Source organism: Nitratidesulfovibrio termitidis HI1, assembly GCF_000504305.1.
GTDB lineage: Bacteria > Desulfobacterota > Desulfovibrionia > Desulfovibrionales > Desulfovibrionaceae > Cupidesulfovibrio > Cupidesulfovibrio termitidis.
Window position 1 is genome coordinate 2,555,002 of the sequence record NZ_KI632512.1, and the last position, 17,255, is coordinate 2,572,256.

10 protein-coding genes are annotated in these 17,255 nt (G+C 67.0%); 4 read left to right on the forward strand and 6 right to left on the reverse strand.

Annotated features, from left to right (window positions below):
• Positions 1-14 precede the first annotated feature (14 nt).
• Positions 15-605 (reverse strand): ferritin-like domain-containing protein, encoded by a 591-nt coding sequence (locus tag DESTE_RS10365; RefSeq protein ID WP_035067450.1) that lies wholly within the window; start codon positions 603-605, stop codon positions 15-17.
• 305 nt (positions 606-910) lie between these two features.
• Here DESTE_RS10365 and DESTE_RS10370 point away from each other — a divergent pair, with 305 nt between their 5' ends.
• Positions 911-3,967 (forward strand): ATP-binding protein, encoded by a 3,057-nt coding sequence (locus DESTE_RS10370; RefSeq protein ID WP_035067452.1) that lies wholly within the window; start codon positions 911-913, stop codon positions 3,965-3,967.
• Positions 3,968-4,086: 119 nt separating this feature from the next.
• On the opposite strand, the gene DESTE_RS10375 is transcribed toward DESTE_RS10370, so the two are convergent.
• Positions 4,087-4,860 carry an HAD family hydrolase gene (locus DESTE_RS10375; RefSeq protein ID WP_035070137.1) on the reverse strand — a complete coding sequence of 258 codons (774 nt, stop codon included), beginning with the start codon at positions 4,858-4,860 and terminating at the stop codon, positions 4,087-4,089.
• A gap of 632 nt (positions 4,861-5,492) precedes the next feature.
• Between DESTE_RS10375 and DESTE_RS10380 the strand changes: the two genes are divergently transcribed.
• The 3 genes from DESTE_RS10380 (at position 5,493) to DESTE_RS10390 (ending at position 8,541) form a co-directional block, all read left to right on the forward strand.
• Positions 5,493-6,740 (forward strand): sulfite exporter TauE/SafE family protein, encoded by a 1,248-nt coding sequence (locus tag DESTE_RS10380; protein WP_035067454.1) that lies wholly within the window; start codon positions 5,493-5,495, stop codon positions 6,738-6,740.
• Between the two features lies 1 nt (position 6,741).
• Entirely contained in the window at positions 6,742-7,461 is a 720-nt protein-coding gene (locus DESTE_RS10385; protein WP_035067455.1) for a hypothetical protein, read from the forward strand.
• A 363-nt stretch (positions 7,462-7,824) separates the two neighbouring features.
• Positions 7,825-8,541 (forward strand): superoxide dismutase, encoded by a 717-nt coding sequence (locus DESTE_RS10390; protein ID WP_035067456.1) that lies wholly within the window; start codon positions 7,825-7,827, stop codon positions 8,539-8,541.
• Positions 8,542-8,878: 337 nt separating this feature from the next.
• Here DESTE_RS10390 and DESTE_RS10395 read toward each other — a convergent pair whose 3' ends face one another.
• From DESTE_RS10395 to DESTE_RS10410, 4 genes are all read right to left on the reverse strand, one after another.
• On the reverse strand, positions 8,879-11,686 hold the full coding sequence (locus DESTE_RS10395; RefSeq protein WP_035067457.1) for a PEP/pyruvate-binding domain-containing protein: 2,808 nt from the start codon (positions 11,684-11,686) through the stop codon (positions 8,879-8,881).
• 113 nt (positions 11,687-11,799) lie between these two features.
• Entirely contained in the window at positions 11,800-12,159 is a 360-nt protein-coding gene (locus DESTE_RS10400; protein WP_035067458.1) for a response regulator, read from the reverse strand.
• A 189-nt stretch (positions 12,160-12,348) separates the two neighbouring features.
• Positions 12,349-14,049 carry a sensor histidine kinase gene (locus tag DESTE_RS10405; RefSeq protein WP_035067459.1) on the reverse strand — a complete coding sequence of 567 codons (1,701 nt, stop codon included), beginning with the start codon at positions 14,047-14,049 and terminating at the stop codon, positions 12,349-12,351.
• Between the two features lie 359 nt (positions 14,050-14,408).
• Entirely contained in the window at positions 14,409-17,228 is a 2,820-nt protein-coding gene (locus DESTE_RS10410) for a PEP/pyruvate-binding domain-containing protein (RefSeq protein ID WP_035067460.1), read from the reverse strand.
• Positions 17,229-17,255 lie beyond the last annotated feature (27 nt).

Here is a 17,255-nt window from a genome sequence, read left to right on the forward strand (position 1 = left end):
CCGCTGCGCCGGGGCTACCCCGCCGCGGCAGCGCCCTTGCTGATCAGGAAGCCCTTGGTGGAGGGGCCGGTGGAGGCCGAGGTGCCCGCGATCTTCGACAGGTAGGTGTCGCCCAGATTCTTCAGGTGCTCGCCCACGTTGTCGAAATGGTTGAAGTGCACCTGTTCCTCATCAATGATGGTCTCGAACAGTTTCATGCTGATGCTGTCGCCACAGTCGCGGCACACCTGCAGGAACTGGTTGTAGGCGTCGATGGTGTCGTCTTCGAGCCCGGCGTCGTAGGGGAAGATGGTCTGCACGTCCTGCCCCTTGACCAGATCGCCCTCGCGCTCGGTGGTGGGTTCTCCGCCCAGTTCCTTGATGCGCTCGGCGAACATTTCGGCGTGGCGCATTTCGTCGATGGCGATCAGCTTCATGTCCGCCGCCAGCGTCCCGTAGTCCATGTTGTCCAGCCCGTAGTGCTGGTTCATGTACTGGGTGATGGCATTCAGCTCCATGGCGCGCGCCTTGTTCAGCACCTCGATGACCTTGGCCTTGCGGGATTCACGCGGGGAGGGGGCCGCCGCTGCGGGCTTGGCCTTTGCCGGTTTCATCGCTTTGTTCATGCGTCCGCTCCTTTTGCAGGGAATTGGGGTGGGTGTTGGCCACCTGACCTTCCCCTTACCACAGGCACGGCGAAGGTGCATCAATTTCGTGCACGTGCGGGTCTGCCGGTGCCCCAATGGCGCGCTTTCGCAAAACCCGCTCCGCCCTGCCAGCCTCCCCATCCTGCAAACTCCCACGCATTTCCTGTGCTGCGCACTTCGCAATGCAATATTTTCATGTCGCACGGCGTACCCTTTCGCGTATAGTGTGCCCACTCATTCCCAATGCACACATTCCGCGCACCAGCCGATCACGGGGAACCGCCATGTCCAGCATGCACCATCCCGGTACCGCACCCGTTGCAGTCCGGCTTGCCACCCTTGTCCTGACGGCCATGCTGTGCGGTGCCACGGCATCAGGCATCCCACGGGCAACCGCGGCATCGGACGCCGCCCCGCTGTCCATCGTTCTCCCGCCCCAGGCGGGACAGGCACATGCCACCCCCTCCGTGGCTTCCGCCCTTCCTGCCATTGTATCCGCCATGTCGCCGTTCACGGCAAACATCGCCCTCGCCCAGGACGCCCCCAGCGGCGTACGGGCACCCTCGACGTGGCAGACGCGCCTCATCGACGATGCCCTGCTCATCCTCCCCGTCGCCGCCCTGCTGCTGTGGCTGGTCCTGCGCCTGCGGCGCACCCGCCGTGCGTTGGGACAGGCAGAGAACACCCTGCGCAGCATCGTGCAGGTCACTTCCCCACTGGTGGAGCAGGAATTCTTCCAGACGCTCGTGCAGCAGCTGGCCAGCGGCTTTGGCGCACATTACGCCATGCTGGGCGAACTGCGCGACGACGGCGGTTGTCTACGCGTGCTGGCCGCCTGGCTGGGCGACGAACCCGGTGACCCTTTCGACTATGTGCTGCACGGCACGCCCTGCGCGCGGGTGCTGAGCTCGCCAGACCTGTGCGTCTACCCCGACGGCGTGCAGGACATCTTTCCCGAGGCGGAACTGCATGCCTCGCTAGGTATCCGGTCGTACATGGGCCTGGCCCTGCGCGACGCGCAAGGCACCCCCCTGGGCGTGCTGACCGTATTCCACGATCTGCCCATGGCGCCACCCACCGATGAAAGCGTGGCGCTGATGCGCATCCTGGCCGGACGCGCCACGGCGGAACTGCTGCGTTTGCGCGCCGGACGGGCCCTGCGCGAAAGCGAGGCCCACTACCGGGGCCTGTTCGAAAACAACCATGTGGTGGCCCTGCTCATCGACCCGACCACCAAGGTCATCCGCGACGCCAGCCCCGCCGCCGCCGAATTCTACGGCTGGCCACGCGACGTGCTGCGCACCATGCACATCACGGACATCAACACCTTGCCCCCCACCAGACTCGGGGGCGAGCTTTCCTCTGCCGCGCGGGGCGACAAGCGGCGCTTCCGGTTCCGCCATCGCCTAGCCGACGGCACCATCCGCGACGTGGAATCCAACACCGGCACCCTCGTATTGTACGGCGAGCCGCTGCTGTACTCCATCATCACCGACGTCACCGAGCAGTGCCGGGCGGAAGAAGCCCTGCGGCACAGCGAACTGCGGCTGCGCATGCTGGTGGAAAGCGCGGGCGACGCCATCTACCTCGTGGACGGAAGCGGGCACATCCTGGATGCCAACCCCGAGGCGGAACACCAGACCGGCCACACCCGCGAACAACTGCTGCGCATGACCCTGTTCGACATCGACGAACGGCTCGATCGGCGCGGCTTTGCCCGGCTGCGCGCGGAGCTGGAATCCGCCCGCAAGGCCACCTTCGAAACCACCCACCGCACGCGCGGCGGCATCCCGCTGCCGGTGGAGGTTCGCATGGCCCTGGTGGAAGAAGCCGACGGCGACCCGCTGCTGCTGGCCATCGTGCGCGACAGTTCGGCCCGCAAGCAGGCGGAATGCGAACTGCGCTGCGCCAAGGAGGTTGCCGAGGCAGCCAGCCGCACCAAAAGCGAATTCCTGGCCAACATGAGTCACGAAATCCGCACCCCCCTCAACGGCATCATGGGCATGCTGCAACTGTTGCAGGCGGATCCGGCCAAGGCCATGCGCACGGTGTACGTAAGCGCGGCCACCCAGTCATGCCGCCGCCTGGGGCTGCTGCTGGGCGACATCCTGGACCTTTCGCGCATCGAGGCGGGCAAGCTGGAACTGCACGACGAACCCTTCGAGGTCCGGGCCGTGCTGGACGAGGTGCGTGGCCTGTTCGAAGGCCCCGCCGCCGAGCGCGGGCTGTCCCTGCGGGTAAGTGTAGACGAACGCATTCCCCGCCACATGCGCGGCGACGCCATGCGCCTGCGCCAGGTGCTGTTCAACCTGGTGGGCAACGCGGTGAAGTTCACCGACCAGGGCGAGGTGGTGGTGGAGGCGTGGCGGGTGCAGGCATCGCGCTCGCGCGGGTGCAGGGTGCTGTTCACCGTGCGCGACACCGGCATAGGCATTGCCGAGGACCGGCTGAAGGACATCTTCGAACCGTTCGTGCAGGCGGAAACGGCCAGCACCCGGCGCTACCAGGGCGCGGGGCTGGGGCTGCCCATCGTGCGGCGGCTGGTGCGGCTGATGCGCGGCACCGTCACCGTGGAAAGCACGCCGGGCGCGGGCACCGCCTTCAGCGTCAGCCTGCCCTTCCGTTTCGTGAACAAGGTGGAAGAGGCCGTGGCCGACCCGTCCGACGACGACGCCCTTACCCTGAGCGGCAGGGCCATCCTGCTGGCCGAGGACGACGCGGTGAACCGCCTGGCCGTGACGCGCCTGCTGGAGAACATGGGGGCGCGGGTGACCACCGCCGACAACGGCGAACGCGCCGTGCAGGCCCTGCTGGCCGCCGACTTCGACTGCGTGCTCATGGACATCCAGATGCCGGTCATGGACGGGATGGAGGCCACCCGTCGCCTGCGGGCCCTTGCATATGAAGGGACATCCGGGGGGATGGAAGACGCCCCGGCACCGGACGCGGCTGGCGGCGATCCGGCAGGGACCGGCCCCTTGCGGGCGGAGGGCGTCGAACCCGGCGCGGAGCCCGATACAATACACGACGCGTTACATGACGCGCTACATGACGCAATGCACGCCGGGGAAGATGACGTGGAGCCGGAGGGCATGCCTGATCGGCACATTGACCGGCACATTGACCGGCACATTGACCGGCACATCCTGCGCGCGCGTTCGGCAACGCCCATCATTGCCCTGACCGCCCACGCCATGCGCGGTGACCGCGAACAGTTCCTGGCCGCGGGCATGGATGGCTACCTGACCAAGCCCGTGGAGGCCGCAACGCTGGCCAGCGCCATCGTGCGGGCCATCCGCGAGCAGGGCCTGCGCGAACGCGAGCCGGGGGGCCTGCACTAGGCCCGTACGGGACCGGACACGCGGGACCGGTCAGGCGGGATCGGACTGGCGGAATCGGACAGGCAGAATCGGGAATCGAACGCAGCCGCACGGCGCACAAGGTGGCGCGCCACGTCCGGCTACAGGTGGTCCAGCAACTCCAACGGATGCGCCAGCAGGACGGACGCCCCGCTCTCGCGCAGTTCCGCCTCGCCCCGGAAGCCCCACAGGCAGCCCACGGCCAGCATGCCCGCGCCGTGCGCGGTGCGCATGTCCACGTTGCTGTCGCCCACGAAAGCCGCGTGTGCCGGGTCCACCCCCAGCGCACGGGCCGTGGCGATGGCCGCCGCCGGGTCCGGCTTGCGCGGCACGCCGGGTCGGGCCCCGGCCACCACGGCGAACGGCCCCAGCGGTCCGTCCCCGGCAGGCAAGTCACTGGTTACAGGCAAGTCACTGGTGACAGGCGAACCGGCAGAGACCGCCGAACCGGCCGGGGTTGCCCCCGCGCCGCCGCCCGCACCGTCGAAGAAGCTGCCCACCATCAACCGGGTGAAGGCGTGCGGCTTGTTGGACAGCACCCCCAGCGGCAGCCCGACGGGGACCAGTGCGGCCAGCAGTTCCCGGATGCCGGGATACGGAGCGCTCTTGGCCGACCAGCGCGCGCCGTATTCATCGCGCATGCGGGCCACCAGGGCGGCCACGGCCCGTTCGGTGGCATCGCCGGGCGGGGTGCCGGGCGGCAGCGCCCGGCGGAACAGGGTTTCCACCCCGTCGCCCACAAACTGGCGATAGGCGTCTACGGGGTGTGCGGAAAAGCCCTGGGCCAGCAGGCAGGCATTGGCCGCGTCGGCCAGGTCCTCCAGCGTGTCCAGCAGGGTACCGTCCAGATCAAAGATGATGGCGCGTATGGGCATGGTGTTCACCTAGCGCGCCCGGCCCGGACTGTACAGGCCGAAGGGCCTGACCTGGTGGGACTTGGGCGAGACTGGCCGGACGCGGCGGAAAGGGAAACGCGAACGGGGTGCCGCCCCTCGTGTGGCCGCCCCTCGTGTGGCAACCTGACGCCGGATTCCTTGCTGCCCTGTAAAAAAAGCTGACACCCCGCTTCGCCCCTGGGCGGCGGGAACGAACCGCAACCCGTGCGGAGCCTGCATGATGTCTGTATTCCCATGTAATCATGTCCTATCTTGTACGACACCCTGCACATGCACGCAAAAATCCTGCTCCGCATTGCGGTGTCCGCCCATGCGGGCGACGGCTGCCCGCACGGTACGGAGCAAAGCCCGTGGCCGTTTTGCGGGGCCGTGCAAAGATTCCGGACAGCACCAGGCGCGGAAAAGGCCAGCTTCCGCAACCCGGGCAGCCGCGCGCGGCACCGTCACGAATCATTCCTTTCATTTCCGGCATGATACACGACACGCGCCGCCATAGTTCCTTTTGGCACAACCGTTGCTAACCCCGGGGTGTCCCACTGTGCCGCAAGGGGTGCACGGGGCGGAGGCTGGGTAGAGGGTATGCATCACGCATCGCGTTTCACGGAGGAACCATGAGCTTTCCAAGACAAGTCTTCGAATTCCTGAAGGCGAGTTCCATCGCCCACGCACAGTGGGATATCGAGGTCTCCACGTCCATCATCAAGAACCGGAAGAAGCTGCTCTTCCTCGGCATCCTGCTGCTGCCGATCCTGATGTTCAGCTTTGCCGAAGCGGGTTCCATGCTGGGCAGCAAGACCGCCTACGCACCCGCGTTCTACTCCACCAAGATATTCCTGGTGTCCATCGCGGTGGGCCTGGCTGCCGGCCTGATCACCGGCTGCATCGGCGCGGGCGGCGGCTTCATCATCACCCCGGCGCTCATGGCTGCGGGGGTCAAGGGCATCCTGGCCGTGGGCACCGACCTGTTCCACATCTTCGCCAAGGCCATCATGGGCACCACGGTGCACAAGAAGCTGGGCAACGTGTCGGTCAAGCTGGCCATCGCCTTTCTGGTGGGGTCCGGCGCGGGCACGTTTGTCGGCGGGGCCATCAACAAGGGCCTGTACAACACCGACCCCCTGCTGTCCGAAATGTTCATCAGCTCCATCTACGCGGTGCTGCTGGGCTTTCTGGGCTTCTACGCCCTGTTCGACTACCTGAAGGCCAGCAAGTCCGGCGGCGGCGGTGACGCCCACGGCGGCAGCAGCGGCGCCACGGGCCTGTCCGTCAAGTTGCAGGCCATGAACGTGCCCCCCATGATCACCTTCGACGAAGACCTCGTGCCCGGCGGCCGTCGCATCTCCGGCTGGATCGTTGCCGCAGGCGGCATGGTGGTGGGCATCCTGGCGGCCATCATGGGCGTGGGCGGCGGCTTCGTCACCTTCCCCATGTTCGTGTACATCTTCGGCGTGTCGTCCATGACCACCGTGGGTACCGACATCCTGCAGATCATCTTCACCGCCGGTCTCGGCGCCATCGCCCAGTACGCCATCTACGGCTACGTGTTCTACACCCTGGCCATGGGCATGCTGATCGGTTCGCTCCTGGGCATCCAGGTGGGCGCGCTGACCACCAAGGTGGTCAAGGGCATCCACATCCGCGGCTTCTACGCCATGTCGATCATCGCGGGCTTCATCAACCGCGTGGCCACCCTGCCCAAGAAGATGGTGGAACTGGAAATGATCTCCATGCCCAAGGAACTGGTGAACAACATCGAATTCGTGGGCAACATCGTGTTCTGGGTGGTGGTTGCCATCTTTGGCGCCTGGGTGTTCGGCAAGTTCTTCGCCAACATCGGCAAGCTGAGAGCGGAGGCGTAACATGCTTATCCACAGCAAGAGCAGTTTCACGAAGGGCCTGCTGCTCATGGGTTCCTTCTGCGCGGTCTTCTTCTTGATCTTCATGCCGCTCTTTCCCGGTGACGGCGGCAAGGCCCTGACCGGCCTGGAATACTCGGATGACCTGTTCAACAAGCTGTCCAAGGGCTCGTCCTACTTCATTCCCGAGGCCGCAGCGCGCGTCGAGCCCCTGAAGGGCAAGGTTGTCGAGGTAGCCTACACCTCCAAGAAGGCCGCCGACGCCGCCAAGGTGTTTGCCGCCGTGGGCGTGACCGCCACCGCCGAAGGCAACACCCTGAAGGTGCAGGGCGACCTGGGTGCGCTGCTGGCCGCCGCCGTGGTCGATTCCGACGCCATGTACAAGAACGACGGCGCGTCCGTCTCCGCACGCTACGCGGGCATGGATCACATGACGGTCATGGAAGCCTGGTGGGAAGGCCTGAACCCCATGATCAAGGCGTTGCAGAAGAACAAGATGGTGGGCGAAGCCAGCGCCGTCGACACCGTGCTGAAGCGCGCCGTGGAAACCGGCTACAACTACTACGGCATCCCGGCCGCCAAGGTCATGGACAAGATGGGCGTGATGATCGGCCTGCTGGTCTTCTACGTGGTGTATACCATGTGGTACGGCTTCGCCATCTTCGAACTGTTCGACGGCATCGGCCTGACCATGAAGAAGTCCAAGATCAAGCAGGAAGCCTAGCGCTCGCCGCATCGGCGTCGCGGGCAACTGCCCGCTCTGCCTGACGATCATGCCGCATGACAACCATGGCCCCTCGCACCCTGTGCGGGGGGCCTTCCCTTTTCCGGGTGGCCCGCACAACCTTCGCCCGCACTCCCTGTCGTACGACACGTCCACCTGTTGCGCCATTGGCGCGTTGTGCTATGGTGACGGTAATCGCCCGCATCCCCGGCGCTGGCCGGGCTCTCCGCTCTCCCTACGGCACCTTGCGGGCTTCGGCATCCGGTATCCACGGGGCCCTCACGCGCCCCGTCCCGCCGCACCGCCCCGCGTCACATTCCGGGATACCCGGCGCGGCCCACCTACATCCGCAAGGAGAACGCCATGCCGTCCAGCTTCACCCGCCGCTGTTTCATGTCCCTGTGCGCCTCGGCCACCCTGGTTGCCGCCGGTTCCCGCCTGCTGGGCCCCACCGTGGCCCACGCCGCCGATGCCCCCGACGCCTTCCCCATGCCGCCGCTGCCCTACCCCGAAAACGGGCTGGAACCCGCCATCAGCGCCCGCACCATCTCGTTCCATTACGGCAAGCACACGGCCGCCTACTACGGCAACCTGAACAAGGCCGTGGCAGGCACCCCCATGGCCAGCATGAAACTGGAAGAGGTGTTCAAATCCGTGGCGGGCGATCCGGCCAAGGCCGGGCTGTTCAACAACGCCGCCCAGTCCTGGAACCACACCTTCTACTGGGCAGGCATGAAGCCCGGCGGCGGCGGCAAGCCCCCGGCCAAGGTTGCCGACGCCCTGTCCGCCGCCTTCGGCTCCGTGGACGCCTGCGTCACCCAGCTTTCCGACGCCGCCAAAACCCAGTTCGCCAGCGGCTGGGCCTGGCTGGTCAAGGGCCGCGAAGGCGGCAAGGATGTGCTGAAGGTGCTGAAGACCGGCAACGCCGAAAACCCCATCACCCAAGGCTATACCCCCATCCTCACCATCGACGTGTGGGAGCATGCCTACTACCTGGACTACCAGAACAAGCGCCCTGATTACGTCCAGGCCTTCTTCGACAAGCTGGTGAACTGGGACGAAGTGGCCAAGCGGTTGTAAGTGATCGGCTGTTCCAAGATTTTTTAAGAATGAATCGGGGAGGGGACCTTTTAAAAAAGGCTCCCTCCCCGAACCCCGCTCTGCTGTCGTCATCCGTAACACTCACGCGTTGCACTCGCTTAACGGCTGACGCTCCCCCCCAAACTTTTTATCGGGGGGATTGTTATAAGCGCGCCGCCGCAACGAAGCCTATGCCCTGTCGTCATCCTCCGACTTCGTCTGCAATACCCACCCAATTGAAAAGTTTTGGAAGATAGGGGTCCGGGGAAAGAAACCTTTTTCAAAAGGTTTCTTTCCCCGGTTATTCCCAGTTCAATCTCTTTAAAAAATCAGATGACTACCCGGCGACAGGGGCGATCCTGGCGAGGTCGGCGGCAATGCGGTCACGGATGGGGCCGAACACGCGTTCGTTGTGGGCCACCATATCGATCTGGCGGGTATGGATGAGCAGGTAGCCCACGCCGCGCACCAGGGTGAGGATGCGGTCCTTGGGCAGTCCTTCGAGGGAGGCGAACAGGGCGTCGTCCTTGACGTCGGCGCGGAAGCCGCGTGCTTCCAGCACTTCGCCCACGAACCGGGCACGCAGGGTGCGGCGGTCGGCGCTGGCGGCGCCGCCCTTGAACTGGAAGGTCACGTAGTTCTCGTGCGGGTTGTCGGTGGCCATGGCTTCCACGGTGCAGAAGTGGTAGCCGAAGCGCGCCTGAAGGTTGCAGTAGTCGCGCGAGATCATGAGAAAGTTGCGATTGGCCAGGGTGGTGGCGGCAGTGGGTTCCAGGTCCGGATTCACGGTGGATTCCAGCATGACGGACAGGAACCCGCGCGCGTCGGTAGCAGGCGGCCCGGCCCAGGGCACGGCGGTCATGCCATCCCACAGGGCCAGCATGGGCGCGGAAGCGATGTCGGCCAGGTCTACCACGGGGCCGGGCACGGGCTTGCGGAAGCCGCCGTCGATGTCCAGCAGCCAGTATTGCAGCTTGGTGCCATTGACCCGCAGCTGCTTGCCCAACCGCTGGGTGCCGGAGCCGGAGGAACCGGCGGGATCGGGCGCGCCGAACAGCACCTCCACGGACTTCTCGTGGCAGAAGCGGGTGATGTCGTGCAGGGTGCGGCAGTGAGCGGGGGCAAACTGCGGCGATTCCGGGTCCAGCAGATGCAGCGGCAGCACCAGCCGCGCGGCTTCGGCCAGCGCGGTGTGCACCGGGCTGCCCTCCATCAGGTTGCGACGCGGGGCGTGACCCAGAAGGTCTTCGATGCGACCGGGATGCACGCGGCGGTTATCCGCATCCACGGTGACGATGCCCGCCTGCTCCAAAAGCTCTGCGGCGCGGGGCAAACCAAACAGGGCGGGCACGCCGTACTCGCGGGCCACGCTGGCCAGATGCCCGGCGGCCCCGCCCGCCTCTGCCACCACGGCGGACGCGCGGGACAGCAACGGCGCCCAGCGCGGCAGGGCGCGCTCGATGACCAGCACGCCACCATCAGGGAAGGACAGCAGGTCCATGTCCTTGCGCACCACGTGGGCAAGGCCCGCGCCCGCGCCAGGGCTGACCGGGGTGCCGCCCAGCAGCAACACGGGCGGACCGGATTCGCCGCAGTTGTAGCCGCCCGGCAGAGGGCCGGATTCTGCGGCGGCATCATCGCCGGATCGGGTTGCTTCGATAACATCCGTTGCCGCCGCGCCCGCACCGTCCGCGCCATCATCCCCGGCCACTGGCGAACATTCGCCCTCGGGCAATTCGTCGTGACGCGCCTCGCGCAGGGGGCGGCTTTGCAGGATGGTCAGCACGCCTTCGGGGCACACGGCCCATTCGATGTCCTGCGGTTCGCCGTAGAACACCTCGAACCCTGCGGCCAGCGCGGCGATTTCCAGGGCGCGGGCATCGTCGATGCACGGGGCGTCCACCATGTCCGACGGCATGTCCTCCAGCCGCACCCCCTCGATGGGGTCGCGCACGAAGCGCTGGGGCTTGGCCGCTATCTGGCGCTGCGCCACTGCCATGGGCACCTCGCGCGAAACCACGAACACGTCGGGGCTGAAGCTGCCGTCCACCACTGCCTTGGGCAGGCCGGGCACGGCGTTGATGACCACGGTGTTGTCGCGCAGGTCGAGCGGGTTGCGGCTGTAGGCCACACCGCCCGCCACCGCATCCACCATGACCAGACAGCCCACGCACATGGGCACGTCCTCGTCGGGGATGCCGCGCGCCAGGCGGTAGGTCATGGCGGTGACGCCGTACTTGCTGGCCACGATGTCCTTGAAGGTGTCCAGCACGTCTTCGGGCGGCACGTTGAGTTCAGAGCGGTACTGCCCGGCGAAGGAGGCGTCCAGCGAATCCTCGCCCACGGCGCTGGAGCGCACGGCAAAACGCACCTCCGCCCCGATGCAGGCGACCGCGGAAGAATGGCCCGGATGCGGCTCCGTCCGTGCATCATGCGGGGGCCCCGCCAGGCGCTCCACCTGCGCGGTGATGGCCTCGGCCAGGTCGTCGGGCACGGGCGCTGCCAGAATGAGTTGCTGGATGGACGCAGACAGCGCGAACACCTCGTCCAGCCGGGTGGCGTCCGCCGCCTGCACCCGCCGGTCGATCTCTTCCTGCAACCCGCCTGCCTCCATGAAACGCTGGTAGCCCGTGGCCGTGACCACGAAGCCGTCGGGCACGGTGATGCCGAGGCTGCGGCGGATTTCGCCAAGGTTGGCCATCTTGCCGCCGGTCTGGTCGGCCAGGTCCACGCCGGTTTCGGCAATGGGCAGCACCAGCGGCCCGCCGCCCGCACGCACATGGGGGGCCACCACGGCCTCGATGCCCGCGCGGATTTCGTCGAACTTCGTTTCCAGCTCGGGCCAGCGGTCATCGGACAACGTGTTGAGGTGGCGCACGATCTGGAACACGCTGGCGCACGCACGGGTGCAGGCCCCGCGCACGTAGGTCATGCCGAAGGGACGCACCCCGCGCAGGGCCTCTTCCATGTCGGCCATGATTTCAAGGGCGCTTTTGTTGGCGGACAGCAGCAGCCGGAACCGCGAGCAGCGTTCGCGGTACAGCGCGCGCAGCCGTTCGGTTTCGGCGTCGGGCACGCCGCCGTCCTGCGCAGAGGGGTCCTGCCGCCGGAACAGCGCGCCGAGTGTATGGAAAAAGCCGCCCATGTCGCTTCCGCCGAGGTCTGCTTCGTGAAATCCGCCGTCAGCCGATAGGGCCGCCGGTCTTGCTGCCTGCCGCTTGCCCGTTGCCTGTTCTCCGCCCTGCCGCGCGCCGCTGCTCAGGCGTGACGCACGGCCTCGCCCAACTTGAAGATCAGCTCGTTGATGGCCACGGGTTTCAGCATGTAGTCGAACGCGCCCAGCTCCATGCCGGTCAGGGCCGCGCCCAGGCTGGCATGCCCGGTCAGCAGCACCACCGGCACCTCAGGCCGCAGGGCCTTGATGCGCCGCAAGGTCTCCAGACCGTCCATGCCCGGCATCTTCACGTCCAGCACCACGGCGTCGTAAACGCCCTGCTCCACGCGCGCCACCGCGTCCGTGCCGTTGTCCACCGTGTCCACCTCCATGCCGCGCCGTTCCAGCCGCTTGTGCATGAGGTCCAGGAATTCCGTCTCGTCATCCACGATGAGAATCTTCATGTCGTGGCCCTTTTTCGAAGATGTTCGGGGGAAGGGACCCTTTAAAAAGGGTCCCCTTCCCCCGGCCCCCATCCCCCCAAACTTTTCATTCGGGGTGTGGGAGGGGCCGAGGGCGCCGTGCCCCCTCCATACGGGGGTGCAGGGGGCAAGGCCCACTGCCCGCCGGAGGCGTACAAAAAGCAGCAGCCGCTACCGCAAGTTGAGCAGGGTATCCTGCGTGAAGGCGGGTGCTGCGGTGGGCAGGTACACGGTAAAGGTGGCCCCGTTGCCGGGGCTGCTTTCCGCCACGATGCGGCCGCCGAGTTTTTCCATGATCGAGTAGCAGATGGCGAGGCCAAGGCCGGTGCCTTCGCCTGCCTTCTTGGTGGTGTAGAACGGGTCGAAGATGTGTTCGAGCACGTCGGGGGTGATGCCGCCGCCGGTATCGGTAACGGCCACGAACACTTCCTGCCCGCCTTCGGTGGCCCCGGTGCGCACGGTAATGGCCCCGCCCTGGCCCACGGCATCGATGGCGTTGTCCAGCACGTTCAGGATCACCTGCTGCACCTGCGCGGTGTCGGTGGTGATGGCGGGCAGGTTGGCGTCGAAATCCTTGTGGATGGTGATGGAACGGTGCAGGGCCTCGCTTTCCAGAAACTTCACGGTCTGCTCGGTCAGCACGTTGAGGGGCACGTCTTCCTGCATGGGTTCCATGCGGCGGCCAAAGCCCAGCATGCGGTGGGTGATGCCCTTGGCCCGGTCCACGTGCTGCTCGATCTTGGCGGCGGCTTCCTCGATTTCGGCGTGGTGGCCCATGCGGGCGGCGTCCTCTTCGGACAGCAGGTCGCGGATCCACCCGGCGTTCTCGCGGATGAGCATGAGCGGGTTGTTCACCTCGTGCGCCACCCCGGCGGCCAGTTTGCCGAGGGCGGCCATCTTGCTGGACTGCATGAGCGAGGCGTCAAGCATGGCCTGCCTGCGGTCGGCCTCGATGACCTTGTCCACGATCACCCGGGTGGTGAAGAAGGTGCCCAGGCAGATGACCACGGCCCCGCCCAGCAGGAACAGCACCACGATGAGCTGGGTGTGCGCCAGGGGCGAAAGGGGCTCGCGCGGGTCGTCCATGACCACCAGCAGCCAGGGCATGTTCTCGAGCCAGGTCATGCCGGTGACCATGGGGCGGCCATCGGTATTGGCGATGGTGTCCACCACCACCCCGCGCTTGGCCTTGTCGGGCATGGTCATGCGCAGGGCGGGCCGGGTCATGATGGCGCCGTTGTTGCGCGAATCGGATTGCAGGGTGCCGTCTGCGGCCAGCAGGAAGGCGTCGCTGTTGGTGCCGGAATAGGCACGGTGCAGCATGGTGCTGACGGCGGCGGAATCGATGGTGGCCCGCAGTATCCAGGCCCGACCGTTCTCGCGGCGCATGACCGCGATGATGAAGTGCGGAAAACGGCGGAACCCGGTGAACACGTCGCTGACGTACTGACCCTTCAGCATCACCTCGTGGAACCACGGCTCGTCGCGGTAGTTGGCCGCCTCCAGCGAGTACGGCCCCACGTAGGCCACGTGTTCGCCCTGGTCGTTGATGACCCCGATGTCCACGTAGGAACGGGCGTTGGACTGGATGACCCCGAAGATGGCGCCCAACTGGGTGGAATCGGACAACTCGCGAAACGAGTGGGTCCAGGCCAGGCTTTTTATCTGCGAGACCCGCTCGGCCAGAAAGGTGTCCAGCGCGCGGCGCTTGCTTTCGGTCACCGCCTCGATGCCCGAAACCATGCGCTCGTGGTAGGTCTTGGAAAACTGGAGATGGATGAAGAAGCCCAGTGCAAACAGCGGCACGAGCGAAAAGGCGAGCATGGCGAGGGTGAGCCTGCGCCGCAGCCTGGTGTATCCGCCAATGTCCATCGTGCCTCCAAAAAACGGGGCAAGCCTTCGTGGAACGGGCCGCCGGGGCGAGGGGGGCTTGGGAGCGAAGAAAGGGTGCCGCATGCCGCTCGCGGCCACGACCATGGCACACAACCGTCGCAGATGCGGCACATTCGTTTCATCAGGGATACGCCGGAGCATTTGCCCGGCAATCCTTCTCCCCCTGCGGCGCAGTTGTGAAACACGGACCGCGCGAGGGACACCCCATGTGCTAGAATTACCCGATCATCCAGCATTTTACAATCGCCGGAAGCCCCCGGGACGGCGAAACAGGGAAACATCCGCTGCGCTGCCCGGCGGTTTTCGCACCGCCGCCAACGCCGTGCCCGCGACGGGGATCAGATGGGGGCTGCGGGGTCCACGGCCCGGCGCGGGCGGTCGTCACCCCCGGCCTGATCAGCCTCCGCCGACGCTGCCTGATCGGCCTCCTCCAGCAGGCGGCGGCAGTCGGCCAGCATGGCGGCGCGCCGCTCGGCCAGTTGCGGCCCGTCGTTCATGATCATGTCCAACTGGCGGGTGTGGATGGTCATGTACCCGGCCACCAGCAGCATGCGCAGTGCGTCCGCCTCGGGCAGGTTTTCGATGCGGGCCGACAGCGCGTCGCGCCGCACCGTGCAGGCAAAGCCGAATTCGCCCAGCAGCCCGGCCACGAACTCCACCCGGCGCACCCGGCGTTCGATGTTGGCGGCCCCGCCGCGCAACTGAAAAACCACGTAGTTCTCGGGGGTGCGTTCGCCCACCAACGATTCCACGGCCACGAAGTGGAACCCGAAGCGCGAGTGCAGGCTACAGTAATTGCGCGAGACCATGAAGTAATTGCGCTCGGTGAAGAACGCGCTCTGCGACGCCGGGTCCAGATGCGGGTTGGCCGTGGCCTCGAACATCACCGACAGAAAGCCCTTGGCGTCCACCGGCGGCGGCCCCTGCCACGGCACGGCGTTCATGCCGCGCCACAGGGTGCGCATGGGCACGGAGGCTATCCGCGCGATGGGCACCAGCGGGCCGTTGACCTCGCCGTCGAAGCCGTCGTCCAGGTTGACCACCCAGAACTGCTTGGGCACGTCGCACTGCAACTGCTTGACCCGCTGCGGCGCGTGGCGCTGCTGCGAGCCGAAGCGGAACATCTCCGCCACGGCCTTTTCATGGCAGAACCGCCCAAGATCATGAAAGGTCTTGCAGTTGGCGGACTTGAAATCGGGCGAATCCGGGTCCAGGGTCAGGGGCAGCATGTGGTGGGCGGCGGCGTCCAGCGCCTGCAACACCGGGCTGCCGGGCATGAAGTTGCATTCGCGCGGGCCCGATTCGATGAAGGCCTCGATGCGGCCCGGATAGACCACGCCCACGTCGCCGTGCACGGTGACCACGGCCCCCTGCTCCAGCAGGTCCAGCGGGTTGCCCTGCCGGAACGGGCCGAACACGGCGGGCTTGCCGAATTCGCGCGCCACGGCGGCCAACTGGCTGGAAACGCGCCCCCGCTCGGCCACCACGGCGGCGGCACGGTCCAGCAGCATGCCCCAGTCGGCCAGGTCGCGCGCCACCACCAGCACGGCTCCGTCAGGGAAAGAGCGCACGTCGTCCCGTTCGCGCACGATGTGCACCGGCCCGGCCACCACGCCCGGCCCGGCGGTAACCCCGCCGTCCAGCAGGGCCGGGGGCGGGCATTCAAGCTGGGCGGCGTCTTCGGCCTCGGATTCGGCGTAGCTTTCCGGCAGGTGGGCGCGCGGCGCGGGCAATGGCCGGGCATGCAGCAGCGAGACGGAACCGTCCGGCTCCAGCAGCCAGTCGATCTCCTGGGGCAGGCCGCAGTGCTCCTCCACGGCCAGGGCCAGTTCGGCAACGGCACGGGCCGCCGCGTCATCAAGGACCGGCGCCGCCGGGCCGGATGCCGCATCGACGCCGGGGGCGATGCTGCGCAGCCGCACCGAACCGCCCACGCGGCACACGTGGTAGGCGTCCACGTCGTGCGCGCCGTCCTCCACGGCCTCGGACAGGCCACGCGCGGCGTAGACGTGCACCGAGGTGTCGCGGGCGTGCAGGGGGTTGCCGGTGTAGGCGATGCCCCCGGCCACGGGGGCCTCCACGGCAAAACAGCCCACGCACACGCAGGTGCCCGCATCGCGCAGGCCCCGGTTGCGGCGGTAGGCGATGGCCTGGGGCGAATACTTCAGGGCCAGGGTGGCGCGCAGGGCGTCCAGCACCCGCTGCCGGTCGGATTGCCTGCCGTGCTGGGAGTCGGGGCCGATGCCATCTTCGAACAGGGGAATGGACGGACCCCACAGGGTCATGCCGCCCGCATCGTCGTCCGTGTTCTCGCCAACGCCCGTCGAACCCTGCGGCCAGACCCGCCCGCGCAGCAACAGGCGCATGTCGCGCCCCTGCGCGCCGGGCCGCGCGGCCACCCGCGTGCGCAGGGCGGACAGGGCGTCCATGAGCGCGCCGGCAACCTCGTCCGGCGCCTCCGCCGTCTGGATCAGCCCGACGATGGAGGGCGAAAGGTCCATCAGATTGTCCGGCCTGATGCCGCCCGAAGCCTGCACTCGCCGCCCGATTTCCTCTTGCAGCCCCTGATGGCGGAACAGCCGCTGGCAGGCGGCGGCGGTGACGATGAACCCGTCGGGTACCCCGCCACCCGGCACTCCGGATGTCTCAGATTGCGCGGATGTCGCGGAAGTCGCGGAAGTCGCGGGCGCGGCATCATCCGCCCCGCGCGGGGCCAACGCCGCACGCAGCCCCCCCAGCCGGGTCAGGGCAGGGTCGGCAAGGTCTGGCTGGGCAAGGTCCGGATGGCCGAACGGCAGGGCAAGCGGGCCGTCCATGGTGGCCGGGCGGCCATAGACAATGGCCGCCACCTCGGCCTGGATGGCGTCGAAGCGGGCGGAAAGTTCCGGGTAGCGGCCGGGGGCCAGTTCGTCCAACTGGCGGATGCACTGGAAGACCTGGGTGGTGATGCGGGTGCACAGCGAGCGCACCGTCTGCATGCCGAAGGGATGGACACAGCACAGGGCCAGTTCCATCTCGGTCATCACTTCCTGCAGCTTGGCCCAGGCGTTGAGCACCAGCTTGAAGCGGTGATACCGCGCCGCGAAGGCCTCTTCGGCGGCGGCGCGTTCCTCGTCCCGCCGCTTGCGGCGGAAGGGCAGCCAGCAGAACAGACCCATGGCGGTTTTCCGGATGGAAGCAGGTTT

Bases quoted from the DNA above. Each gene is read 5' to 3' on its own strand.
- DESTE_RS10390 (WP_035067456.1), top strand. From the start codon at position 7,825: ATGCCGTCCAGCTTCACCCGCCGCTGTTTCATGTCCCTGTGCGCCTCG.
- DESTE_RS10370 (WP_035067452.1), top strand. From the start codon at position 911: ATGTCCAGCATGCACCATCCCGGTACCGCACCCGTTGCAGTCCGGCTT.
- DESTE_RS10380 (WP_035067454.1), top strand. From the start codon at position 5,493: ATGAGCTTTCCAAGACAAGTCTTCGAATTCCTGAAGGCGAGTTCCATC.
- DESTE_RS10405 (WP_035067459.1), bottom strand. From the start codon at position 14,049: ATGGACATTGGCGGATACACCAGGCTGCGGCGCAGGCTCACCCTCGCC.
- DESTE_RS10385 (WP_035067455.1), top strand. From the start codon at position 6,742: ATGCTTATCCACAGCAAGAGCAGTTTCACGAAGGGCCTGCTGCTCATG.
- DESTE_RS10400 (WP_035067458.1), bottom strand. From the start codon at position 12,159: ATGAAGATTCTCATCGTGGATGACGAGACGGAATTCCTGGACCTCATG.
- DESTE_RS10365 (WP_035067450.1), bottom strand. From the start codon at position 605: ATGAACAAAGCGATGAAACCGGCAAAGGCCAAGCCCGCAGCGGCGGCC.
- DESTE_RS10375 (WP_035070137.1), bottom strand. From the start codon at position 4,860: ATGCCCATACGCGCCATCATCTTTGATCTGGACGGTACCCTGCTGGAC.
- DESTE_RS10395 (WP_035067457.1), bottom strand. From the start codon at position 11,686: ATGGGCGGCTTTTTCCATACACTCGGCGCGCTGTTCCGGCGGCAGGAC.
- DESTE_RS10410 (WP_035067460.1), bottom strand. From the start codon at position 17,228: ATGGGTCTGTTCTGCTGGCTGCCCTTCCGCCGCAAGCGGCGGGACGAG.